We start from the raw sequence: 23,606 nt of genomic DNA, 5'->3' as shown, positions 1-23,606 counted from the left end.
CGGGTGTGTCGGGTGGCGGCGAGACCGACGAGGTCAGGCGGGACCGGGCTTGACGGTGAGCACCGGGCACGGGGCGTCGAAGAGCACCCGCTGCGCGTTGGCCCCGAGGATGAGCTTGCCGACGGGGCTGCGGCGCCGTAGACCCAGGACGACCAGCTGAGCACTGACCTGCTCCGCCGTCAGGATGAGGTCGTCCGCGACGTCGCCACCGCTGAGCAGCCGCACCTCGTGGTCGACGCCCGCGGTCGCCAACTCCGCCCGGACCCGGTCGAGCTCCGCCTCGAGGGCGCTGCGCTGCTCCTCCGGAGCATCGGGACGTGTGCTCACGACGACCACGACGCGCGTGTCGCGCTGTCGTGCCTCCTCGATCGCCGCCCCGAGGGCCGCCCGACCTTCCGGAGTGGCCAGATAGCCGACCACGATGCCCATCGGTCCTCCCCTCGTCCCGCGGCAACAGTGCCGTCACCGTGACGCTACCGGAGGCGACGGGCCGCGACGACCTCACGATGGGATCTCTTCGCAGGTCAGTCGGCGTGCCGGACCCAACCGGGCGGGATGGCGGCCGTCAACGCGTCGTCGAGCAGCTCCGCCAGGTGGTACTCGGCGTCGGCGTCGAGCGCTGCGTCCAGCAGCAGGCGCGCCCGTGCACCGTCGCCGCGCCACCACGCGAGCAGTGCCAGCAGGGTCAGAGCGGGAGCCTGCGCGCCCGCCCTCCCGCGCGCCACGACGGCCTCCAGGACCGCCTCGTGCACCGCCGTGGCCCGCACGGGAGGCACGACACCGCGGCTCGGGTCGAGGATCAGCGCCATCGCGGCACCGAGATCCGCGTCCAGCTCAGGTGTCGACGGGACGGTGCGGACACACCGCTCGGGCAGGTCCGAGGTTCCGGGGACCAGCGCGACGAGGACCCCGTCCCGCACGCGGCGGTCGGCGAGACCGGCCTCGACGCGCCCCCACGGCGCCCCGCCGGGTCCGGGTTCGCCGGCTTCGACGAGCGCGACCGCCTTCCGCCAGGCCGCGAGCGAGTCCTCCCGCCACCGGCTCTGCGCGTCGGCGCCCGCGACCACGGCCTCCGCGCACCGGTGCTCCCACCGGCGGCGGACGCGGGCGACGGAGCGCCGGACGTCACCGTGCTCCGGACGGATCCGGGCGATGTCCTCCCGCGAGTCCGCCACGGCGGAGCCGGCCAGCACCAGCGTGGCGCCCACCTGCGTCGAGTCGAGGTCTCGCAAGGGCCTGCCACCCGGCGGGCAGCAGTCCTCGACGCAGTCCAGGGAGAGGTAGCCGGCCGGGGTGACCACCCACACCAGGACGTCCCCGAGCGCATCTGCCGCCGCCTCGCGGAAGTGCCGGGCGGCCAGCTGCGCGGCACCGTCCTGACCACGTGGATCCTGGTCGGCGTAGAGCACGAGGATGCCGCGGCGGGCCCCGTCACGGCCGAGGTGCGCGACGAGCGTCCGGGCGAGCAGCGGTCCGTCGGCCGTGTCCGCGAGGTGCGGCAGGTCCACGCGCACGACGAGCCCGACCTCCCCTCGCGGGGGCCGCAGGCTGACGGCGACGGCGCTGTCCCGCGGCCGGAAGCCGAGTCGATGAGGGACGAGCGCGAGGATCTCCCGGGGTTCGCTCACCCGGAGCGTCGTGGTCTGCATGGCGTCAGCCCACCCGAGCGGCGGCCGACCGTGGACACCCGTCGGCGGATCTTTGCACGCAGCCACCGGACGAGGGGCATGTGGGCGTCTCGGTGCGCAGCCCGTGCGGCTACCCTGTCGCGGTGCCCCGTCCTGCGCCCCTCTCGGCGCGCGTCCGGTCCGGCCTCGTCGCCGCCGTCGTCGCGCTGGCCGTCGGCGTCTCCACGGCGGCCTGCTCGACCAGCAGTCCCGGCGAGGCCTCCCCCACCGGGAGCGCCGTCGCGCTGGCCACACCGGAGCCCGCTCCTTCCGAGACGCTCCTCCCCGAGGCCGACGGTGACGCGAGCTCCGCGGTGGGCGAGCTCGTCACCGGCTTCCCCACCGCACTCATCCCGGTGCCGGACGGCGCCGAGGTGCTGCTCTCGTCGGCCGCGCTCGTCGACGGCACCGACCTCACCGAGGTCAGCCTGAACCTCCGCACGGCACAGGACACCGCCGGGCTGCTCGACGCCGTCCGGGTCCCGCTCGTCGCGGCGGGCTTCGTCGAGAACGTCCCACCCGCCCCCGAGCCCGGCCTCGCGGCGCAGTCCACCTTCTCGCGCGGCGACGGCTCCGAGCTGCTCGTGGTCGGGATCCTCGACCGGGAAGACGAGCGCACCCTCACCCTCGGTGGGCGGGTTCGCGTACCGGCGCCGTAGGCTGCCCGCGTGAGCCCCACGACCCAGCCTCTCGTCGACGTCGAGGACGTCCGAACCCGCATCGACGAGCTGCTGACCAGGCACGTCGCACGGTTGCGCACGGTGCTGGCCGCGGCCAGCGACGACGCGGACGTGCTCGCCGACGCGGTCGCCCAGATCCTCACGGGCGGGAAGCGGCTACGGGCCGCGTTCTGCTACTGGTCGTGGCGGGCCCACGGAGGCCGGGCCGGGACCGCCGAGGCGGACGCGGTGCTGCGCGTGGGCGCCGCGCTCGAGCTCTTCCAGGCCGCAGCGTTGTTCCACGACGACGTCATGGACGACTCCGACACACGACGCGGGTTCCCCGCGGCGCACCGGGCGTTCGCGGGTCTGCACGCCCAGCACGGCCTGACCGGCGACGCCGAGCGCTTCGGGATGTCGGCCGCGATCCTCCTCGGCGACCTCACGCTCATCGCGAGCGAGCAGGAGTTCGCCGGAGCGCTCGCCCTGCAACCGCTCGCGCGGTCCGAGCGCGCACGCACGGTGTTCGACCTGATGCGCACCGAGGTCACGGTGGGCCAGTACCTGGATGTGCTGGCGCAGGCGCTGCCGTGGGGCGACGACCCGGCCGCCGACGAGGCGCGCGCCCGCGAGGTCATCCGCGCGAAGGCCGCCCGGTACAGCGTCGAGCACCCGATCGTCCTCGGCGCCACCCTCGCCGACGCCACCGAGAGCGAGCTCGAGGCGTGCCGCACGCTCGGTCTGCCGCTGGGCGAGGCGTTCCAGCTCCGGGACGACCTGCTCGGGGTGTTCGGGGACCCGCGGACGACCGGCAAGCCCGCGGGTGACGACCTGCGTGAGGGCAAGCGCACGATCCTGACGGCCCGAGCGGTGGCCCGCGCCCGCGCCGGGTCCGACGAGGCCACCGTGGACCTGCTGCGCACGCGTCTCGGCGACCGCGCACTCACGGACGCCGACGTCGCCGTCCTCGCCGCGGCGATCCGGGACACGGGCGCTCCCGACGACGTCGAGCGGCTCATCGAGCTCCTGGCCGGCCGCGCCTTCGCCCTCATGGACGAGCGCCCGTGGGACGAGCCCGCACGTTCCCAGCTGATCGGGCTCGCGCACGCCGCGGTCGACCGGCACGCCTGAGCGCGCCTGAGCCGACCGCCCGCTCGACGCCCCCGTCAGAGCTCGGCTGCGGCCCTGCGCCGGATCTCGGTCTTGCGGCCCGTGCGCAGCGCCTCGATCGGCGTCCCCGGGAGCGAGTCGTCCGGGGTGAAGAGCCACTCGATCGCCGCCTCGTCGGTGAACCCGGCGTCCGACAGGACGGTCAGTGTGCCCTGCAGCGAGGCCAGGACCGTCCACGGCTGGTCTGCATCGGGCGCCGTGGGCTGTGCGGGGTTGGCGAGGTGTCCCGGCACGAGGAAGGCCGCGGGGACGACGAAGATGCGCGGATCGCCGCGCCGGACGCCGATGATGCGGCGCTCCTGCACGATCCGGCGCACCTTGGAGGCGTCGAGGCCGAGCCGGTCGGCGACATCAGGGACGGTGAGCCACTCGTCGACCAGGCGGTCGAGGGTCTCTGCGGAATCGTTCACCCGACAAGAGTACGCATCGTTGAATTACACCCCCGCAATTCCCCCGTGCGCTTTCCCCGTGTGCCGTATTCGGATACGTTCGCATTCTGTCACTCCAGTCACACAGGCAACATCCGTTCACTTTCGCACCACGAGGTAGGCATCATGTCGCACCAGCACGCCACCGCCCGCCGCGTCGCCACCGGGACCGGCGCGACGCTCGCGCTGGCCGTCGTCGGCGTGACCGCGACCGCCGGTGCGGCCCACGCCGACGACTCCTACACGGTCCGGTCCGGCGACACCGTCAGCCACATCGCCACCCGCAGCGGGACCAGCGTGGCCGCGATCGTCCGCGCCAACTCCCTGGCGGACGCCTCCCGGATCCGCATCGGTCAGGTGCTGACCATCCCGACCACGTCCTCGGCCCCGGCTCCCGCACCCGCCGCGCCTGCGCCCGTCGCAGCCGCCTACACGGTCGTCGCCGGTGACACCGTCAGCCGCATCGCGGCCAAGCACGGGACGACGGTCGCCGCCGTCATCGCGGCCAACGGGCTGGACTCCCGCGCGTTCATCCGGATCGGCCAGTCGCTCTCGATCCCCGGCGCAGCCGCCGCAGCCACGGCTGCTCCCGCTCCCGCAGCCGTCGCGCAGTCAGCCGGTTCCGTCTCCCACACGGTCCGGTCCGGAGACACGGTCACCGCCATCGCTGCCAAGCACGGCGCGACCGTCGCGGCTGTCGTCGCGGCCAACGGGCTGGACTCCCGTGCCCTCATCCGCATCGGCCAGACGCTGACCGTCCCCGTGCCCGCGCCGGCCGCCTCGGTGGGCAACACGTTCGCCGGTCGCACCTACGCCGACTCGGTCGTGGCCGCAGCCAACGCGAACCTCGCGACGCTGCGCAGCACGCCGACGCCGTCGAAGGCGGAGATGCAGGCCAAGATCGCCGCCACGGCACGGGCGATGGGCGTCGACCCGGCGCTCGCCCAGGCGGTCGCGTTCCAGGAGTCGGGGTTCAACCACGCCGTCGTCTCCCCCGCCAACGCGATCGGCACCATGCAGGTCATCCCGACGTCGGGACAGTGGGCGTCGGAGCTCGTCGGCCGCCCGCTGAACCTCGTGAACCCGGACGACAACGTCACCGCGGGCGTCGCCATCCTGCGCGCGCTCGTCGGCAACGCCCCGGACCTGCCCACCGCGATCGCCGGCTACTACCAGGGCGCCACCTCCGTGAAGAACAACGGCATGTTCGCGGACACGCGGCGCTATGTGGCCAACGTCCAGACGCACATGACGCGGTTCCACTGAGGCCCTGCCTGCCGCATCCGCGGCATTCGCGACCGTAGACTCCCTGGCGTGGGAGCCACCATCACCGATCCGTTCGTCGGCCGCCTGGTCGACAGTCGGTACGAGGTCGTGTCCCGCATCGCCCGCGGAGGCATGGCCACCGTCTACCTGGCCGTCGACCGTCGCCTGGACCGGGACGTCGCGCTGAAGGTGATGCACGCCCACCTCGCCGAGGGCACCTCCGGCTCCGACTTCGTCGCCCGGTTCCGGCGCGAGGCCCGGACCGCCGCGCGCCTCACCCACCCCGGCCTCGTCGGTGTGTACGACCAGGGCGTCGACGGCGAGACCAGCTACCTGACGATGGAGTACATCGACGGGTGCAACCTGCGCCGGCACATCGGTGAGCGCGGAGCCCTGACGGTCGGTGAGGCGCTGCGTATCGGCGAGAGCGTGCTCGACGCGCTCGCCGCCGCGCACCGGGTCGGCCTGGTGCACCGGGACATCAAGCCCGAGAACGTGCTGCTCGCCACGGACGGACGCGTCAAGCTCGCCGACTTCGGGCTGGCACGCGCGGTCACCGAGGTCACCTCGACCACGACCGGGACGGTGCTCGGCACGGTCGCGTACCTGGCGCCGGAGCTTGTCGTCCGCGGGCTCAGCGACGCGCGCACGGACGTCTACGCCAGCGGGATCCTGCTCTACGAGATGCTCACCGGGCGGCAGCCCTTCACGGGCGAGACCCCCATCCAGGTCGCGTTCCAGCACGTCAACAACGACGTCCCGGCGCCGTCGGAGCTGGTCGACTGGCTCCCCATCGAGATCGACGACGCCGTGCGCGCTCTCGCCGCGCGCGACCCGGACGACCGACCGGTCGACGCCGCGGCCGCCCTCGCGCTCCTGCGCCGCACCCGCGCCGCGCTGGACGACGAGACGCTCGCACGCCACGCCTCCGTCACCCCGTCGATCGTGCTCCCCACGGCGACCGACCCGGCCGAGACCGACCTGGACGCGGACGACGACGAGTCGGACGACGACGTCGACGCGTCGATGGACGACGAGCCGTCGCGGGGCGACGACGACGAGACCACCCTCATCGAGACCGGGGACGCCCGCGGGACGACGGTCGCCCTGCCCATCGGCCTCGGCGTCGGCGTCGAGGTGCTGACCGCTCCCCCGGCCGACCCGCCGCGCCGGACCCACCGCGCCCGCTGGATCGTCCTGCTCGCCCTGCTCGCTGCGCTCATCGGCGGCGGCACGTGGTGGTACCTGCAGCAGGGGCCGGGCGCCTACACCACCGTCCCGACGATCATCGGTCAGGACGAGGCGGAGGCGACCGCGATCCTCGAGCGCGCCGGGCTCGGCGCCGACCCCTCGTCCGCGTTCGACGGCGAGGCGCCGGTCGGCGAGGTCTTCGCGACGAACCCGGGCCAGGGCGACCGCATCCGCAAGGACGGCACCGTCGCGTTCACGGTGTCCAAGGGCCCCGACTTCGTCGCCATCCCCGACGGGGTCGTCGGCAAGGAGCAGGCCGACGCCGAGGCCGCACTCGTCGCCGCAGGGCTGAAGGCCACCTACGCCGACCCCGAGTACAGCGACGCGGTGCCGAACGCCGCGATCATCAGCGCGACCCTGCCCGACGGCGGACCCGCCGAACCCGGCGCCCAGGCGATCAGGGGCACCGAGGTGCGGCTCACGGTCTCCAAGGGTCCCGAGCCGGTCACGATCGCGTCCGTCGTCGGGACGACGCTCGCGGACGCCACCGCTCAGCTGCAGGCGGACAACCTCAAGCTCGCGCCGACGGAGGTCTTCAGCGACACGGTCGCGGCGGGCCTGATCATCGACCAGAGCCCCGTCGCAGGCGCCGAGGGCCACCGCGGGGACACCATCGCGGTCAACGTCTCCAAGGGCCCGGAGATGCTCGCCCTGCCCAGCACGTACGGCCAGAACGTCAAGACGGCAGAAGCCGCCCTCCAGGCGGCCGGGTTCATCGTGAAGGTCGAGCACCCCCAGGGCATCTCGCCGCTGAACATCGTCTACTCGCAGAAGCCCGAGGGCGGCGAGGGCAAGACGGCTCCCCGGGGCAGCACGATCGTCATCAACGTCTTCTGACAGCGCTGCCGCCCCGCCCGCCAGCGCGGATTAGGGCGGCAGCCGCCAGTCGTCAGGACGCGCGGAGCAGCTCCACGACCTGGAACGCCATCTCCAGCGACTGCTGGTGGTTCAGCCGCGGGTCGACCAGCGTCTCGTACCGTCGCGCGAGGCCCTCGTCGTCGATCTCCTCGGACCCGCCCAGCACCTCGGTGACGTCGTCGCCGGTGAGCTCGATGTGCAGTCCGCCGGGCACCGTGCCGAGACCGCGGTGCACCTCGAAGAATCCGGCGACCTCGTCCATCACGTCCGAGAACCGTCGCGTCTTGTAGCCCGACGCGGACGTGATCCCGTTGCCGTGCATCGGGTCGCACACCCACGTGACGGGACGGCCGTCGGCCGTCACCTTCTCGACGAGCGCGGGCAGCAGGTCTCGGACCTTGCCGGCACCCATACGCGTGATGAAGGTGATGCGTCCGGCTTCCCCCTGCGGGTTCAGCTTGTCGATGAGCGCCAGCGCGTCGTCACCCGACGTCGTCGGCCCCAGCTTGATGCCGAGCGGGTTCTGCACGCGCGAGAAGTAGTCGACGTGCGCACCGCCGAGCTGACGGGTCCGCTCGCCGATCCACACGAAGTGCGCCGAGCAGTCGTACGGCAGACCGGTCCGCGAGTCGATGCGGGTCAGCGGGCGCTCGTAGTCGAGCAGCAGACCCTCGTGGCTGGAGAAGAAGTCGACCGACCGGAGCGCGTCGAAGTCGGCGCCGCACGCCGCCATAAAGCGGATGGCCCGGTCGATCTCCGCCGCGATCTCCTCGTAGCGCGAGTACGACGGGTTCGTCATGAAGCCGCGGTTCCACTCGTGCACGCGCAGCAGCGAGGCGAAGCCACCCGTGGTGAACGCCCGGATCAGGTTCAGCGTCGAGGCGGACGTGTGGTACGCCTCGAGCAGTCGCTGCGGGTCCGGCGTACGAGCCTCGGTGGTGAACTCGTAGTCGTTGATGATGTCGCCGCGGAACGCCGGCAGCGTCACGCCGTCACGGGTCTCGGTGTCCGAGCTGCGCGGCTTGGCGTACTGCCCGGCCATGCGGCCCATCTTGATCACGGGCAGGCTGGCGCCGTACGTCAGCACGACCGCCATCTGCAGGATCGTCTTGATCTTGTTGCGGATGTTGTCCGCGGTCGCGGTGCTGAACGTCTCCGCACAGTCGCCGCCCTGGAGCAGGAACGCCTCGCCCCGACCGGCCGCAGCCAGCTGCGCCCGGAGGTGGTCGGCCTCGCCGGCGAAGACGAGCGGCGGGAGGGTGGACAGCTTCGACGTCACGGCGTCGAGCGCGGTCGCGTCCGGCCACTGCGGCTGCTGGAGCGCGCCCATCGACCGCCAGGCGTCCAGCCCGGCGACGACCTGCGGGTCCGGCTCGACGCTCATGAGTGGCTCGCAGGGACCAGGGGCTGACCGATGTCCTCGAGGAGCGCACCGAACCACGGCTGCGAGACGTCGAACGCCTTGCCGCCCGCGATGCGCGGGAACTCGATGGCACGCAGCACGTCGTCCCGCTCCTCGTCGTGACCGATCACGCCCGACTCACCGCGCAGGGCGGACTCGACGGCGAGGTCGGTCATCGACTTGATGAGCCGCAGGTCCTCGGCGTTCGCGGCCGCGGCGCGCGAGTAGTACCCGGACTTCTGCACCATCGTCTTCTCGGCGCCCAGCTTCTCGCCGAACTGCTTGGCGAACCACTGCCCCGGGTTCACGGTGTCCAGCTTCACGTGCCCGAACGGGTCGCGCTCCACCGGCGTGCCGGCGGCCTCGAGCTGCTCCACGATCTCGTGCATGCCGGCGCCCTCGGACAGGAAGATGTTGACGTTGCCCTGCTCGTCCATGATCGCCTTCAGGCGCGCGGCCTCGGCGTCGATGTCGAGCGCGAGCTCCGGCACGAAGACGGCGTGGATGTCCCAGCGCTCCCGCGTGAGGCCGATGCCCGGCACCCACTCCTGCGTGTCGAGCCACTTGCGGTACTCGGCGGCCGCGGCCGCGGTGAGCCACCCGCAGTGCCGGCCCATGACCTCGTGCACGATGAGCATGCGGGGGCCGGAGCGGTGCTCGCCGATGATGTTCGCGGCGAACCCGGCGGCCTCCTCGGCAGCGGTCCAGGCGCCCAGCGACTGCTTGATGGGCACCACGTCGTTGTCGATGGTCTTGGGCAGGCCGACGACGGTCAGGTCGTAGCCGTTCTCGTGCAGGTAGGCCGCGAGGTCCGCGGCCGTCGTGTTCGTGTCGTCGCCACCGATGGTGTGCAGCACGTCGACCCCGTCGGCCTTGAGCTGCTCGGCCGCCACCTGCAGCGGGTCCTGCCCCTCCTGGACGAGCCCACGCTTCACGCAGTCCTTCGCGTTGGTGAGCTTGACCCGCGAGTTGCCGATGGGCGAGCCGCCGAACCGGTGCAGGATCCCGGCCTTCGCGCGCGTCTCGGCGTCGACGACGATCTTGTCGCCACGCAGCAGGCCGTAGTACCCGTGCTGGTACGCGATGATCTCGATGTCGGGAGCGATCTCCGTGTATCGCTCGATGAGCCCGCCGACGGCGGACGACAGGCACGGGGCGAAGCCACCTGCGGTCAGGAGGGCGACGCGACGAACCGACATGAGACACACCTCTCGTAGACAACCTTCGGCACACCCGCATCGGCGGCGCGCCACGACGTCGGCGCGACGGCCGACCGCGTCATCCTACTGACGTCCCGCTCTCGTCCTGCGGCGGTACCGGCACCTGGACGTCGGGCACCGGACGACCGCCCGGTGCGGCCGGCAGGTGGTCGGCCGCGTCCCCCGCGACGGCCGGGTGACCGGTCGCGATGCGGGCCTTCTGCGTCGCCGCGTACACGTCGACGTACTCCTGGCCCGACAGGCTCATCACGGCGTACATGATCTCGTCGGTGACGGACCGCAGGATGAACCGGTCGTTCTCCATCCCCTGGTAGCGGCTGAAGTCGAGCGGCTCGCCGATGACGACGCCGATGCGCATGACCTTCGGGATCCGCCGGCCCGGGGGCTGCGCCTCGTCGGTGCCGACCATCGCGACCGGGATCACGGGGGCGCCGGACTCCAGCGCGAGACGCGCGATGCCCGTCTTGCCGCGGTACAGCCGACCGTCGGGGCTGCGGGTGCCCTCCGGGTAGATGCCGAAGAGGTCCCCGTCCGCCAGGCGGCGCAGTCCGGTGCGCAGCGCGGCCTCGCTGGCCTTGCCGCCCCCGCGGTCCACGGGGATGGTGCCGACGCCGCGCATGAACCCCGCCGTGAGCCGGCCCTTGACCCCGGCACCGGTGAAGTACTCCTGCTTGCCGATGAACACGAGCTCACGATCGAGGACCAGGGGCAGGAAGAACGAGTCGATCACCGCGAGGTGGTTGCTCGCCATGATGGCGGCACCCTCCTCCGGCACGTTCTCGGCACCGCGCACCCAGGGTCGGTAGACCAGGTGCAGCAGCGGGCCCACGAACACCCGCTTCATCAACCAGTAGAACAACGGCTCACCTCTCGACCCGACACACGGACTGTCCGTCCACCCGAGCCCGGCGCTCGCTCCTGACGACCCCTTGCGGGACACCTGAGCGGAGCGCGAACCACCCCGACTGCTCGGTCCGACTCTAGAGTGCTCCTATGGCACCTCGCCCTGACGACTCCGACGACGGCGTCCAGCCGACGGGCGCGGACGTCCCGCCGTCCTCGACCGACGCGGCTGCGGAGCTGCCCGCTGACGGGCCCGACGGGGCGCCCGATCATGCCGCACCCCAGCAGCCCACGGACGACGAGGTGTGGGCGGCGATCGTCGCCGAGCTCGGTGAGCTCGACGGGTACGACGGCGCCGAGCCGTCCCCGGCGCCCGAGAGCGTCCCTCCGACGGGCGCGAGCTCGGAGCCGACGTCCGGACTGTCGTTCCCCGTCGCACCCTGGGTCGCGGACCGCCGCGTCGTGCGTCCCGCCGCGGACGCGACGCCGGAGCTGAGCGGCCGGGACTGGGACGGGACGTCGCAGATCGACGACGCCGAGGCGAGCATCGACGCGGAGGAGCACTTCGTGCCCCCGGACCCCGGCCCGGTCCTCGGCGGCGACCCGCTGCTGACGATGGCGTGGTGCGCGGCCGCGGGCGTGCCGATCTTCCTGCTCATCGTGCTCGTCGTGTGGCGTGATGCTCCCCCGGCCCTCGTGCAGGCGGCCGCGGCGCTCTTCGTCGTCGGGGTCGGTGTGCTGCTGTGGCGGATGCCGCATCGTCGGGACCCCGACGACGACGACACCGGCGCGGTGGTCTGACCGGCGCTGGAGACCGTGGTGATCGGCACCCCGTCGTCAGCCGCGCGCGAGGTCGGCCGCGCCGACCAGGCCCGCGTCGTTGCCCATCGACGCCACGACGATCGCCGCCTCCGGCCGGTGGCCGCGGCCCGAGAGCTGCTCCGCGAACGCCTTCCGGGCTGGTGCGAGCAACAGCTCTCCCGCATCCGCCACGCCGCCACCGATGACGATGAGCGCCGGGTCGAGGAGCGCGGTCGCCGACGCGGCGCCCTCGCCGACCCACCGGCCGAGCTCGGTGAGCAGCTCGACGGCCAGCGGGTCGCCCTCCTGCGCCGCCTGCGTGACCTGCGGGCCGCTCAGCTTGTCGGCGTTGCCGCCGGCGAGCTCGAGCAGCCGGGTCGCGCGCTCCGGGTGGATGATCACGGTGGCCTGCGCGTCCCGGACCAGAGCGCTGCCCGAGGCGTACTGCTCCCAGCATCCTTCGTGGCCGCAGCCGCAGTAATGACCGCCGGGGACCACGCGCATGTGCCCGATCTCGGCGGCGACGCCCCAGGCACCACGGACGAGCTTCCCGTTGGACACGATGGCGCCACCGAGGCCCGTGCCCACGGTGAGCATCAGCATGTCGTCGACGTCGCGGGCCGCACCGAACTGGAACTCGGCCCAGCCGGCCGCGTTGGCGTCGTTCTCGACGACGATCAGGACGTCCTCGTCCCCCAGGATCGCCTGCACCTTCTGTCGCAGCGGGTAGTCACGCCACGCGATGTTCGGCGCGAAGAGCACCGAGGAGCGGTCCGCGGACACGAACCCGGCCGCGGCCACGCCGACGGCACCGATCTCGTAGGACCCGCTGAGCTCCAGGTAGACCTCGGCGATCGCCTTGTCGATGCCCGCGACGTCGTCGGGCGACGTGTCGCGGCGCGTCTTGGCAAGGATCGTGCCGTCCTCGTCGACGACGCCCGCAGCGATCTTCGTCCCGCCGATGTCCACACCGATGGCGTGCATGTTCGTGTGTGCTCCTACGCGCTCGTACCCGTGCTCGCTACCGTTCGGTGCGGGCTCCCACGCTATCCGCCTGCGCGGCCCCGGGCTCACATGCCCGGCGACGCCGCCACCTGTCCGCCGCAGAGCGTACCCATTCGGGTGCTCCCGGCGTCGGGCCGCACGTCCCGTATCCTCAGGGCACACTTCGCCCCTCTGTCACTGGAGCCAGCATGGACGAGTTCCACCTTCCGTTGCGCGTCGAGGTCGACCCCTCGAAGAACCTCAACGACCTGTTCGCCGAGCGCGTCAGCCGCACGCCCGACGGAGTGCTCGTCGAGCACAAGTCGCAGCAGGACGGCCCCTGGATCCCCCTGACCGCGCGGGAGTTCGACGCCGAGGTCGTGGCCGTCGCCAAGGGCCTGGTCGCACGTGGCGTCCAGCCGGGCGACCGCGTCGGCATCATGTCCCGGACCCGCTACGAGTGGTCGCTGCTCGACTGGGCCACCTGGGCCGCCGGCGCCGTGCCGGTCCCGCTCTACGAGACGTCGTCCGCCGAGCAGGTCCTGTGGATCCTGACCGACGCGGACGTCTCGGTGCTGGTCGTCGAGTCCGCCGCGCACGCGGCAGTCGTCGACGAGGTCCGCGCGGACACGCCGCACCTGCGCGAGCTGCTCGTCATCGACGACGGCGCCATCGACGCGCTGGTCACCGCCGGCAGCGGGGTGAGCGACGACGAGATCGTCCGCCGCCGTGCGCTGTCGTCGCTGACCGACGTCGCGACGATCATCTACACGTCGGGCACCACCGGTCGGCCCAAGGGCGTCGAGCTCACGCACGGCAACTTCTACGAGCTGACGGTGAACGCCGTCGCCGACCTGCACGAGGTGTTCAGCGAGCCCGGCGCACGCACCCTGCTCTTCATGCCCCTCGCGCACGTCTTCGCGCGGTTCATCGAGGTGCTGTGCATCCCCGCCGGCGCGGTCCTCGGGCACAGCCCCAGCACCGTGACGCTGATCGAGGACCTCGGCACCTTCCGGCCGACGTTCATCCTCGCGGTCCCCCGCGTGTTCGAGAAGGTCTACAACTCGGCCGAGCAGAAGGCTGCTGCGGCCGGCAAGGGGTCGATCTTCCAGCGGGCCGCCAAGACCTCGATCGTGTACTCGCGCGCGCTCGACAACCCGCGCGGGCCCAGCCCGTGGCTCCGCCTCCAGCACAAGGTGGCGGACGTCCTCGTGCTGCACAAGCTGCGCAACGCGCTGGGCGGTCAGGCGCGCTGGGCCGTCTCGGGCGGCGCCCCCCTCGGTGAGCGTCTGGGTCACTTCTACCGTGGCCTTGGCCTGAACGTCCTCGAGGGCTACGGCCTCACCGAGACTACGGCACCGGCGACGGTCAACCGGCCCGGCCGAGGCACCAAGATCGGCACGGTCGGGCTCCCCCTGCCCGGCAGCGGGGTCCGGATCGCCGCCGACGGCGAGATCGAGCTCCAGGGCGTCCAGGTGTTCCGCGGCTACCACAACAACGACGCGGCGACCGCGGAGGCCGTCCACGACGGGTGGTTCCGGACCGGTGACCTCGGGTCCCTCGACGACGACGGCTACCTGCGGATCACGGGACGCAAGAAGGAGATCATCGTCACGGCCGGCGGCAAGAACGTCGCGCCGGCGGTGCTCGAGGACCGCATCCGCGCGCACCCCCTGGTCAGCCAGGTGGTCGTGGTCGGCGACCAGCGCCCCTTCATCGGTGCGCTCATCACGCTCGACCCCGACGGTGTGCCGGGCTGGCTCGCCGCGCACGGGAAGCCGGAGATGACCCTGGCGGAGGCGAGCAAGGACGCCGACGTCCTGGCGTCGCTCGACAAGGCCGTGGAGAAGGCGAACAAGGCCGTGTCCCGTGCCGAGTCGGTGCGCAAGTACCGGATCCTCGACACGGACCTCACCATCGCCAACGGCTACCTCACGCCGAAGCTCAGCATCCGTCGCAACGAGGTGCTGAAGGACTACGCGGGCGAGGTCGACGCGCTCTACGACGGCCCAGCGCAGGACTGACGGCTCACACCGCACGCACCAGACGCAGGGGCGGGACGAGACCCGACGCCGCGAGCACGCCGATGGCGTGCTGCTCCGCGGCATCGAGCTCGACCGCCCCTGCGGCTGTGCCCGGCTCGGCACCGGCGGTCACGGGGACAGCCGGTGCGGCTCGCACGGGGATGGTCAGGAACGTCACGACGCAGTCCGCGCACGCGGAGGCGGGCGCCGTGCAGGTGTCGCAGTCGATGATCATGCGTCGGACGCTAACCACGACCACCGACACGGGCCTCAGAGGCGCTGCAGCCGGGCGACCAGCGTGCTCGACGGCACCACCCACGCGCCCCCTTGCTCGACGTCCCGGGCAACCTCCCGGTCGCTGGTGACGACGACGAGCACGCGCCCCGGCGGCTCCGCGTCGACGAGCCGGCGGATGAGGTCGTCGGCGATCTCCCCGACGGCGAACAGGACCCGGACCCCCCGCGCGTACCCGCCGGGCGGGTGCTGCTGACCCTCCTGCCCGTCGAAGCAGCACGTCACCTCGGCCCCGGTGCGGGCCGCGACCACGGCGAGCCCGTCGACGAGGCGGCGACGCTGCTCCGCCAGCGACAGCTCCCCGTACCCGGTCTTGGAGACGTTGTAGCCGTCCACCACCAGGTGAGCCCAGGGCTGGCGCAGCAGCTCGTCGAGGAGAGCCGGGTCGTCCACCGAGCGCCCACGCGACCCGAGGCGCGCCGCGACGCGCTCCGTCGGCGGGCTGACGAGGTCGGCGGGCAGGTCCGCGACGGGCGGCAGTGCCAGCTCGGACCGCAGGCCGCTCGCGGCGTCGACGATGGTGTCGAGCAGCAGGCGCACGCGGACGTCGGCGAGCTTGCGGGCAGCACGCAGCTCAGCCCGCGCGGCGGTCCGTTCGGCGTGCGCGGACTTCCGCTCGTCGTGCGCCAGTCGCAGGTCCTCCTCGGCGCGCGACCGCGCGAGCTCGGCCGCGTCGAGCGACGCTCGGGCGTCCTCGGCCGCACGCCGACCCTCGCTGCGGGCGCGGTCCGCGTCCGACCGCAGCCGCCGCAGCTCGCGCTGCAGTGCCCCCAGCTGGTCCTGCGCTGCTCGCGCCTCCTCTCGTGCGGCGACGGCGTCCGACCGGAGCCGTTCCGCGTCGCTCTGGGCACGTTCGAGCCGCGCCTGCACCTGCGCGGTTCCGGCCCCCTCGCCCACCTCGTCCGGGGGCAGCAGCTCGCGCCACCGAGCGGTCCCGAGGAGCCAGGCGCCGACGGCTGCCTGCACGGACGGTGGGACGGGCGCGGACGCGTCGGGCGCGACGGAGGCAGCGAGCTCCGCGTGCGACTGCGCCCATACGCGAGCCACCTTGGCCCGGAAGGCGTCGTCCTGCAGGGCCTGCCAGAGCGGCCCGGCGCCCGCTGTCGCGCGACGTCGGGGGGCGAACCTGTGGACGGCCCGCAGCGACGGGGGCACGTCGACGGGTTCGGCGGCACCGAGGACGTCCGCTGCGACCTGCACGAGCGCCGTCCGCAGCGCCGCCGGCACGTCCCCCGCCTCGTCGCCGGTCCCCGCGTCAAGACCCATGCCCAGCACCCTAGGTCGCGACGCGACGAGACGCGGCCCGACACCCACCCCGCCAGGGTGAGCGTCGGGCCGCGCGTGCCGTCCGGCGTCAGGGCGTGGTCGCGCCCAGGACGTAGGAACCGGAACCGGAGTACGCGAGCACGACGTACCGGTAGGTGCCGGCCGTGCCGTTGTAGGTGAACGCCTCGTTGTTCGACGAGGTCGTGCCCTGCCCGACGGTCGACCACGTCGTCCCGCTGCGCTTCTGGAGGTAGAGATCGAAGTCGGCGCCTGACGGACCTGCGAGGCAGAGCCGGAAGGTGCCGCTGCGAGTCACGGTCACGGACCCGCCGGACGGCTGGGCGACGGCTGCCCCGGAGCTGAGCGAGCCCTGGTAGCTGGCGGCGTAGCCCGTGCACGCCGTGGTCGGGGGCGGCGTGGTGCCGCCTCCGGTGGTCAGCGTGAGGCCGTAGGCGGAGAGGATCTCGTTGACCGGCTGGAAGTACGTGGTGCCGCCCGAGGAGCAGTTGCCGGACCCACCGGAGGTCACGCCCTGCGCCTGGGTGCCCGCGATCAGCGAGCCTCCCGAGTCACCGGGTTCCGCGCACACGTTCGTGCGGATCAGCCCGCTGACGGTGCCCTGCGAGTAGGTGACGCTCGCGCCGCGGGCCTGGATCGTCCCGCAGTGCCAGCCCGTCGTCGAGCCGGACCGGCAGACCGAGGCGCCGACGGCCGCGTCGGTCGACCCGGCCACCGTGACCCGGGAGCCGTCGTAGCGGTTCACGGCGCCGACGGGGGTGTTGCCCGAGGCTGCGCGGACCCACGCGTAGTCGTTTCCGGGGAAGCTCGACCCCGCGAACGTCCCGCTCGGCGACGTCGTCGTCGCACCCGACCTCCCGCAGTGGCCGGCCGTCACGAAGCCGCCGGTCACCGCGAAGCCGACCGAGCACCGTGAGCCGCTGCCGATGTAGTAGGCGTTCCCGCCGACGATGTCGATGTAGGTCTGGGGCGCCTCCTCCGTGGCCTCGAACGACACCGACCCGGCCGGGACGCCCGCACGTTCGATCAGAGCCTGGGCGGTGGCCTCGCCGCCGGGACGCACCGAGACGACGACGGAGTTGGTGACGACATCCACGTACCAGCTGGGGACCTGGTCGGCCGCGGCCGGGGTCGCCGCGTCGAGCGACGCCTGCCAGCCCTCCAGCTCGGCGAGCGTGTCGTCGACGACGACCGCCTTCGCGCCGGCCGCCTGGACCGCGGCAGCGGCTCCCTGGTCGGCCACGCCGACGTACAGCACGTTCGCCGTGGGATCGACCCACGCTCCCGCGAACGAGGCGCCGAGCCGGCGCTCGAGGGCGTCCTCGATGCCTGCCGCTCGCGCCTGGAAGGTCAGGCGTGCTGCTGCGTCGCCCCGGCTGATCCCGAGGTCGCGCTCCAGCGCTCGGGCGATGCCGGGGTCGACCTTCTGCTCGATGCCGAGCTCGTGGGGGCTCGTGGATCCGGGGTCGGATGCTGCGGCAGTCGATCCGACCGCCAGCGGTCCGACGAGGAGCGCGCCGGCCGCACAGGCCGTCATCGCCCCTCTCCAGGTGTGTCGCGTCATGTCTGTCGTCCCTCCGTCGTCACATCGGCCGGGTAGGCCGCTTGTCACACTAGGGATGACAGGTGTCGAGCAACAGATCACTCGCGGGGCATAGCACCGCCGTTATGCCCCGGGGCCAACCAGTCGACGAAACGAGGGCTGCTCCGGCTCACCGCTTCGGCATGCGCGCTCATGGCGGCGTCGATGATGCCCTCGACCGGCAGCGTCGCGCTCTCCTCGTGCCACCCGACGTGGTGCGCCCACTGGAGCGGAGCGCCCGCGAGCGGGACCACGGAGACACCGGGCGTGTCCGGGAACGTGGGCTGCACCAGCGCCACGCCGTGCCCGGCACGCACCAGGTCGACGCACGCCGCCCGGTCAGCCTCGCTCACCTTGACCGGTGTGAACCCTGCCCGCGCACAGGCGGTGACGAAGCAGCGCTGGAAGCATCCGGCGCCGGTCACCCCGAACCACTCCGCGTCCGCGAGGTCGCCCAGGGTGACCACGGGCTGCGGGGCGAGGGGGTGGTCGTCGGGCACCAGGAGGAACACCGGGTCGGTGCTCACCCGCGACCACCGGACACCGTCGGCCGCGGGCGGCTCGGAGTTCCCGCACAGGCCGACGAGCGCGACGTCGAGCGCCCCGGACGCCAGCTGGTCGGTGACCCCGTCGACGTCGGGGAGCGTCACGCTCGTCACCTCCACGTCGAGCTCCGAGATCAGCCGGTTCACGAAGAGACCGCCGAGCGCCGTGCTCGCGGTGCCCATCCGCACGGACCGCGTGCCCAGCTCTCTTCCCGCCACGATCCGGTGCGCGTCCTCGACCAGGGCCGCCATCGCCGGGAGCAGGACCTTGGCCCGTCCGAGGACGAACTCGCCCAGCGCAGTCGGCCGCGCCCCGCGCTGGTCACGCGTGAACACCGCGGCCCCGAACGTCCGGTCGATCCGGTTGAGCTGCGCGGTCAGGGCCGGCTGCGTGAGCCCGAGCGCGGTGGCCGCGCGCGTCACCGACCCCTGCTCCGCGACGGTGACGATCAGGCGCAGGTGACGCAGCTCGAGCTCCATCCGTCGAAACTATCGACCTGCCACCGCGGAGGGGAGCCCGCGCAGACCCGCGACGCACCGCGTGCGGATCCCGGACGTGTCGGTGGCCGTGGGTAGCGTCCGCACCATGTCGACCGTCCGCCGCCTGCGCCCCGTCTGGGCGGACGCCACCCCCGACCCTGCCGGGCGCCCGGTCCAGCTCAGCCTGGAGGACGTGGGGACGCCGTTGTCGGACGTCACGTTCGTCGTCGTCGACCTCGAGACCACCGGGGGAACCCCTGCGGACTGCGCGATCACCGAGATCGGGGCGGTCAAGGTGCGCGGCGGTCAGGTCCTCGGCGAGTTCCAGACGCTCGTGGACCCCGGTGGCCCGGTTCCGCCCTTCATCCAGGTGCTGACCGGCATCACCACCACCATGCTCATCGGCGCCCCGCCGATCGAGCAGGTGCTCCCCAGCTTCCTCGAGTTCTCCCGCGGAGCAGTGCTCGTGGCGCACAACGCCCCGTTCGACATCGGCTTCCTCAAGGCCGCCGCGGCACGGACCGGCCATGCGTGGCCCGGCAACCAGGTGGTGGACACGGTGCGGCTCGCCCGACGTGTCGTCACCCGCGACGAAGCGCCGAACCACAAGCTCTCGTCCCTCGCCAACCTGTTCCACGCCACCGTGACGCCCAACCACCGCGCGCTGTCGGACGCGCAGGCGACCGTGGACGTGCTGCACGCCCTCCTGTCGCGGCTCGCGCCGCTCGGCGTCACCCACCTGGAGGACCTCGCCACCGCGACGGACCCCGTCCCGCAGGACGTGCGGCGCAAGCGCACGCTGGCCGACGGTCTGCCCGACAGCCCTGGCGTCTACCTGTTCCGCGGGCCCGGCGACGAGGTCCTGTACGTCGGGACGTCCACCACGTCCCTGCGCCAGCGCGTCCGGTCGTACTTCACGTCCGCCGAGAAACGCAGCCGGATGATCGAGATGGTCCGCGTCGCCCACCGCGTCGACCCCGTCCCGTGTGCCACACCGCTCGAGGCGCGCATCCGGGAGCTGCGGCTCATCGCCGCCCACTCCCCCCGGTACAACCGGCGCTCCCGGTTCCCCGAGCGCATGCCGTGGGTCCGACTCACCTCCGAGCCGTACCCGCGCCTGTCCGTCGTCCGTGAGGTCAAGGACGAGGACGGCGCCACCTACATCGGCCCGTTCTCCTCGGCGACCACCGCGCAGCTTGCCGTCGAGGCCCTGCACGAGAGCTTCCCGATCCGCCAGTGCACCCGTCGGCTCCCTCTGGTGGCTCCGACGGGCTCCTCGTCGTGCGTGCTCGCCGGGCTCGGCAAGTGCGGGGCGCCCTGCACCGGCCACCAGAGTGCGCTCGACTACGCGGACCTGGTCGACCGCGTCCGGCACGCGATGGTGGCGGACGCGGCACCGGTGGTCGAAGCCCACGCCGACCGGATCGCCTGGCTCGCGGCGCAGGAACGGTTCGAGGAGGCGGCGACCGTGCGCGACCGGCTCGGCGGGTTCCTGCGCGGCGCGGCGCGGGCGCAGAGGTTCGCACCGCTCGCCGCCTGCCCCGAGCTCGTCGCGGCGCGCCGGGCCGAGGACGGCGGGTGGGAGATCGTGCTCGTACGCTACGGGCGCCTCGCGGGGACTGCGCGTGTCGACCGGCGCACCGATCCCCGGCCGACGATCGCCACGCTGCAGGCCACCGGCGAGCAGGTCGAGCCGGCCGTGGCGCCCGCGACGGCCGCGCACCCGGAGGAGACCGACCTGATCCTGGCGTGGCTGGAGAAGCCAGGCGTGCGGCTCGTCGCCGTCGACGTGCCCTGGGCGTGCCCCGTGCGGTCGGCGGAGTCGCTGGGTGACCCGGCGACGGCGGTCGCCGGCCTGGTCCGCCCGCGTCTCGCCACCGCCGACGATGGCCGCATCGTCCAGCTGGTGCCGGCGTCCGACGGCTCCGCCGGGGAGCGTGAGCTCGACATCACCGAGGCTCGGCCGGTGACGCTCGCCCTCGACGACGCGCGGGTCGTCCCGATCAGCGTTCGTCCGCCGCGCACGGCATGATGACGAGCATGCTGACCGCCATCGTGCTCATCGACTCGGACGCCGCGAGGATCCCGGAGGTCGCCGCCGCGATCGCCGACCTGCCCGGCGTCAGCGAGGTCTACTCCGTGACCGGAGAGGTCGACCTGATCGCCATGGTCCGCGTGCGCGAGCACGACGACCTCGCGGACGTCATCGCGGACAAGGTGAGCAAGGTCGAGGGCGTCCTGCGCACCCAGACGTACATCGCGTTCCGCACGTACTCGCAGCACGACCTGGAACAGGCGTTCGCGCTCGGGCTGGAGGACTGAGCCGCAGCGCCGGCTCAGTCCGACCCTCAGCGCCCGCTGGCAGCCCGCCAGCGCGCCAGCGCGTCCGCGGCCGCACCGCTGTCCAGAGCCGCACGCGCATGCTCGCTGCCGGCCGCCAGGCGTTCGACGAGCGTGCCGTCCGCGGTGCCGGGCAGGGTGCCGTCCGCCACGAGCGCGGCTGCCGTGTTGAGCACGACCGTCTCGCGCACGGGACCGGTCCGGCCGTCGAGCAGCTGTCGCGCGACGTCGGCGTTGTAGTCCGCCTTCGCCCCGCGCAACGACTCCAGAGTGATCCGCGCGACCCCGAGGTCGGTCTCCCAGTCGATCACCGACTCGGTGACGCCGCCGTTCCGGACCTCCCAGATGCGGGTCGGACCGGTGGGTGCGATCTCGTCGAGACCGTCCTCGCCGCGGAACACGAGCGCGCTGGCTCCGCGTCCGGCGAGGACCCCGGCCAGGAGCGGTGCCATCCGAGCCTCGGCGACACCGATCGCGGCGGACCGCGGCTGGGCGGGGTTGGTGAGCGGCCCGAGGAAGTTGAAGGCGGTGCCGATGCCGAGCTCCGTGCGCGCTGCGGCGGTGTGCCGGAACGACGGGTGGAACACCTGCGCGAAGCAGAAGGTGATGCCGACCTCGGTGGCGAGCTCCGCGATGCGGGCGGGCGGGTGGTCGAGCCGGATGCCGAGCGCCTCGAGCACGTCCGCCGAGCCGGACGACGACGACGCGGCGCGGTTGCCGTGCTTCACCACCGTGATGCCGGCGCCGGCGATGACGAGGGCGGACATCGTCGAGATGTTCACCGTGTGCGACCGGTCCCCACCGGTGCCGACGATGTCGAGCGTCCGCCCGGGAACCTCGATGCGGACGGCGTGCGCGAGCATCGTGTCGGCCAGCGCCGTCAGTTCGCCGACGGACTCGCCCTTGGTCTTCAGGCCGAGGAGGAACGCGGCGATCTTCGGCGTCGACGCGGCGCCGCTCATGATCTCGGACATCGCCCACGACGTCTGGGCGGTCGAGAGGTCCTGTCGTGCTGCGAGCGTGGCGAACAGGTCAGGCCACGTGGGCGAGGTCGTCGTGGTGGGGGCGTCCGTCATCGGGTGACGGCCGACGACTCGACGATCGCCGCGACGGCCCCGTGCAGCTCGACCGGGTCGAGGGGGCGGCTGACGACGGCGTCGGCGTTCGACCAGGACGCGAGCCAGGCGTCCTGCGGCCGCCCGGTGAGGACCAGGGTCGGCGGGCACCGGAAGATCTCGTCCTTGAGCTGACGGGCGAGCCCGAGGCCACCGACCTTGTCGGCCTCGCCGTCGAGGATCACCAGGTCCAGCCCGCCCGACTCGGCCTGCACGATGACGGCGGCCGCGGTGGCCACCTCGACCCACTCGATGTCGGGGGCACCACGCCGGAGCCGACGACCGACCGCGAGCCGTACCTGCGCACGCGCCTCGACGTCGTCGCTGTACAGAAGGATCCGCGGGCCGGGGGTGGCGGCTCCTGCGTTCTCGGGCTGCGCCGTGCTCATGGAAGGTCCTCACTCGTCGTCGACGTGCGTCCGTGGGGATTCTGGCACGCCTCGTCCCGCCGGGGTGAGCAGGCCCGCCATCGGGTCGCCGGAACCCATAGCACGGGCCTCGCGACGCGCCGCGCACGACCACCCTGACGACGATTCGCACGCGCGTCCGGACACGCTCGTGGGCGCTCCAGATCCGCGTGATCTCCAGGTCAGTCCTCGCGCGCGAGGCTCCGGATCATGACGGTGTGACATTTACCTGTGGCCACGCTGAGGTTCCGACGTCCCATGGGGGTGCGTCATCAGCCATAATGGCGATCGTGTCGACCGCAACGGCTGCCCCGCGCACCAGCCCCCACGTGAGCGTCAACCGACCGAACCCCGTGTCGGTAGGGACGATCGTCTGGCTGGCCAGCGAGCTCATGTTCTTCGCCGGCCTCTTCGCCATGTACTTCACGCTGCGTGGAGCGGATCCGGAGGCCTGGGCGGAGAACACCCCCAAGCTCAACATCACCTTCGCCGCGATCAACACCACGGTGCTGGTGCTGTCCTCGGTGACGTGCCAGATGGGCGTGTGGGCTGCAGAGCGCTTCCAGCCCGTGCGCACCGGATCCCTGATCCAGGTGAACCGCTGGGGCATGAACGAGTGGATGGCCCTCACCTACGTCATGGGCGCGTTCTTCATCGGCGGCCAGATCTACGAGTACGCCGAGCTGGTCCACGAGGGCCTGACCATCGCGTCGAGCCCGTACGGCTCTGTCTTCTACCTGACGACCGGGTTCCACGGTCTGCACGTCGTCGGCGGTCTGCTCGCCTTCCTGTTCCTGCTCGGCCGTTCGTTCACCGCCAAGCGGTTCGGTCACCACGAGGCCACCACCGCGATCGTCACGTCGTACTACTGGCACTTCGTCGACGTCGTGTGGATCGCGCTCTTCGCCGTCATCTACCTCCTGAAGTAGAGGCGGCGGGCGCCCCCGCCCATCGCCTCGTAGTCCCCTATCCCCCATGTGCGAGAC

The 23,606-nt window shown here is 72.6% G+C and carries 22 protein-coding genes; 9 read left to right on the top strand and 13 right to left on the bottom strand.

The genetic code is table 11. The annotated features are described in order from the left end of the window. Positions 1-33: 33 nt before the first annotated feature. Both J2X26_RS09855 and J2X26_RS09850 read right to left on the bottom strand, forming a co-directional pair. The gene (locus J2X26_RS09855) at positions 34-429 is read right to left on the bottom strand and encodes a universal stress protein (RefSeq protein WP_055913870.1); all 396 of its coding nucleotides are present in this window, start codon (positions 427-429) and stop codon (positions 34-36) included. Positions 430-524: 95 nt separating this feature from the next. Beyond that, positions 525-1,649 (bottom strand): DUF4192 domain-containing protein, encoded by a 1,125-nt coding sequence (locus J2X26_RS09850; RefSeq protein WP_307491843.1) that lies wholly within the window; start codon positions 1,647-1,649, stop codon positions 525-527. A gap of 122 nt (positions 1,650-1,771) precedes the next feature. Here J2X26_RS09850 and J2X26_RS09845 point away from each other — a divergent pair, with 122 nt between their 5' ends. Next, a complete protein-coding gene (locus J2X26_RS09845) occupies positions 1,772-2,326 on the top strand; it encodes a hypothetical protein (RefSeq protein ID WP_307491841.1) in 555 nt (184 codons plus the stop codon). Positions 2,327-2,335: 9 nt separating this feature from the next. After that, the gene (locus J2X26_RS09840; RefSeq protein WP_307491839.1) at positions 2,336-3,457 is read left to right on the top strand and encodes a polyprenyl synthetase family protein; all 1,122 of its coding nucleotides are present in this window, start codon (positions 2,336-2,338) and stop codon (positions 3,455-3,457) included. A gap of 35 nt (positions 3,458-3,492) precedes the next feature. Here the strand turns inward: J2X26_RS09840 and J2X26_RS09835 are convergent, their stop codons facing one another. After that, on the bottom strand, positions 3,493-3,906 hold the full coding sequence (locus tag J2X26_RS09835; protein ID WP_307491837.1) for an Rv2175c family DNA-binding protein: 414 nt from the start codon (positions 3,904-3,906) through the stop codon (positions 3,493-3,495). 144 nt (positions 3,907-4,050) lie between these two features. Here J2X26_RS09835 and J2X26_RS09830 point away from each other — a divergent pair, with 144 nt between their 5' ends. Continuing rightward, positions 4,051-5,190, top strand: a complete 1,140-nt coding sequence (locus J2X26_RS09830) for a lytic transglycosylase domain-containing protein (protein ID WP_307491835.1) — start codon at positions 4,051-4,053, stop codon at positions 5,188-5,190. A 48-nt stretch (positions 5,191-5,238) separates the two neighbouring features. Next, positions 5,239-7,278, top strand: a complete 2,040-nt coding sequence (gene pknB / locus J2X26_RS09825) for a Stk1 family PASTA domain-containing Ser/Thr kinase (RefSeq protein ID WP_307491833.1) — start codon at positions 5,239-5,241, stop codon at positions 7,276-7,278. Positions 7,279-7,330: 52 nt separating this feature from the next. Here pknB and J2X26_RS09820 read toward each other — a convergent pair whose 3' ends face one another. The 3 genes from J2X26_RS09820 to J2X26_RS09810 form a co-directional block, all read right to left on the bottom strand. After that, positions 7,331-8,683, bottom strand: coding sequence for a class II 3-deoxy-7-phosphoheptulonate synthase (locus J2X26_RS09820; protein ID WP_307491830.1), 1,353 nt, complete (start codon positions 8,681-8,683; stop codon positions 7,331-7,333). Continuing rightward, positions 8,680-9,900, bottom strand: coding sequence for a pyrophosphate--fructose-6-phosphate 1-phosphotransferase (locus J2X26_RS09815; RefSeq protein WP_307491829.1), 1,221 nt, complete (start codon positions 9,898-9,900; stop codon positions 8,680-8,682). Before J2X26_RS09815 ends, J2X26_RS09820 begins: the two co-directional genes overlap by 4 nt. Before the next feature lie 79 nt (positions 9,901-9,979). After that, entirely contained in the window at positions 9,980-10,780 is an 801-nt protein-coding gene (locus tag J2X26_RS09810; RefSeq protein ID WP_235518366.1) for a lysophospholipid acyltransferase family protein, read from the bottom strand. Between the two features lie 134 nt (positions 10,781-10,914). Here J2X26_RS09810 and J2X26_RS09805 point away from each other — a divergent pair, with 134 nt between their 5' ends. After that, entirely contained in the window at positions 10,915-11,565 is a 651-nt protein-coding gene (locus J2X26_RS09805; RefSeq protein ID WP_307491826.1) for a hypothetical protein, read from the top strand. 36 nt (positions 11,566-11,601) lie between these two features. Here J2X26_RS09805 and J2X26_RS09800 read toward each other — a convergent pair whose 3' ends face one another. After that, a complete protein-coding gene (locus J2X26_RS09800; protein ID WP_307491824.1) occupies positions 11,602-12,549 on the bottom strand; it encodes an ROK family glucokinase in 948 nt (315 codons plus the stop codon). Positions 12,550-12,758: 209 nt separating this feature from the next. Here J2X26_RS09800 and J2X26_RS09795 point away from each other — a divergent pair, with 209 nt between their 5' ends. Continuing rightward, positions 12,759-14,573 carry an AMP-dependent synthetase/ligase gene (locus tag J2X26_RS09795; protein WP_307491822.1) on the top strand — a complete coding sequence of 605 codons (1,815 nt, stop codon included), beginning with the start codon at positions 12,759-12,761 and terminating at the stop codon, positions 14,571-14,573. Positions 14,574-14,577: 4 nt separating this feature from the next. Here the strand turns inward: J2X26_RS09795 and J2X26_RS09790 are convergent, their stop codons facing one another. From J2X26_RS09790 to J2X26_RS09775, 4 genes are all read right to left on the bottom strand, one after another. Next, positions 14,578-14,808 carry a hypothetical protein gene (locus tag J2X26_RS09790; protein ID WP_307491821.1) on the bottom strand — a complete coding sequence of 77 codons (231 nt, stop codon included), beginning with the start codon at positions 14,806-14,808 and terminating at the stop codon, positions 14,578-14,580. A 35-nt stretch (positions 14,809-14,843) separates the two neighbouring features. After that, on the bottom strand, positions 14,844-16,133 hold the full coding sequence (locus J2X26_RS09785) for an NYN domain-containing protein (RefSeq protein ID WP_307491820.1): 1,290 nt from the start codon (positions 16,131-16,133) through the stop codon (positions 14,844-14,846). Positions 16,134-16,221: 88 nt separating this feature from the next. Further along, positions 16,222-17,715 (bottom strand): S1 family peptidase, encoded by a 1,494-nt coding sequence (locus J2X26_RS09780; RefSeq protein ID WP_307491818.1) that lies wholly within the window; start codon positions 17,713-17,715, stop codon positions 16,222-16,224. A gap of 77 nt (positions 17,716-17,792) precedes the next feature. After that, a complete protein-coding gene (locus tag J2X26_RS09775) occupies positions 17,793-18,758 on the bottom strand; it encodes a LysR family transcriptional regulator (protein ID WP_307491816.1) in 966 nt (321 codons plus the stop codon). 106 nt (positions 18,759-18,864) lie between these two features. Here J2X26_RS09775 and J2X26_RS09770 point away from each other — a divergent pair, with 106 nt between their 5' ends. After that, a complete protein-coding gene (locus J2X26_RS09770) occupies positions 18,865-20,790 on the top strand; it encodes a DEDD exonuclease domain-containing protein (RefSeq protein WP_307491815.1) in 1,926 nt (641 codons plus the stop codon). An 8-nt stretch (positions 20,791-20,798) separates the two neighbouring features. Beyond that, a complete protein-coding gene (locus J2X26_RS09765; RefSeq protein WP_307491813.1) occupies positions 20,799-21,080 on the top strand; it encodes an Lrp/AsnC family transcriptional regulator in 282 nt (93 codons plus the stop codon). A 26-nt stretch (positions 21,081-21,106) separates the two neighbouring features. Here J2X26_RS09765 and trpD read toward each other — a convergent pair whose 3' ends face one another. Beyond that, positions 21,107-22,174, bottom strand: coding sequence for an anthranilate phosphoribosyltransferase (trpD, locus tag J2X26_RS09760; protein WP_307491812.1), 1,068 nt, complete (start codon positions 22,172-22,174; stop codon positions 21,107-21,109). Then, positions 22,171-22,602 carry a hypothetical protein gene (locus J2X26_RS09755; protein WP_307491811.1) on the bottom strand — a complete coding sequence of 144 codons (432 nt, stop codon included), beginning with the start codon at positions 22,600-22,602 and terminating at the stop codon, positions 22,171-22,173. The genes trpD and J2X26_RS09755 overlap by 4 nt, the downstream gene beginning before the upstream one ends. A gap of 299 nt (positions 22,603-22,901) precedes the next feature. On the opposite strand from J2X26_RS09755, the gene ctaE reads away from it, so the two are divergent. Next, positions 22,902-23,549 carry an aa3-type cytochrome oxidase subunit III gene (gene ctaE / locus J2X26_RS09750; protein WP_307491809.1) on the top strand — a complete coding sequence of 216 codons (648 nt, stop codon included), beginning with the start codon at positions 22,902-22,904 and terminating at the stop codon, positions 23,547-23,549. Positions 23,550-23,606 lie beyond the last annotated feature (57 nt).

It is taken from the genome of Cellulomonas humilata (assembly GCF_030814415.1).
GTDB classification, from domain to species: Bacteria; Actinomycetota; Actinomycetes; order Actinomycetales; family Cellulomonadaceae; genus Cellulomonas; species Cellulomonas humilata_A.
This window is presented reverse-complemented; position numbering and strand designations above follow the sequence as displayed.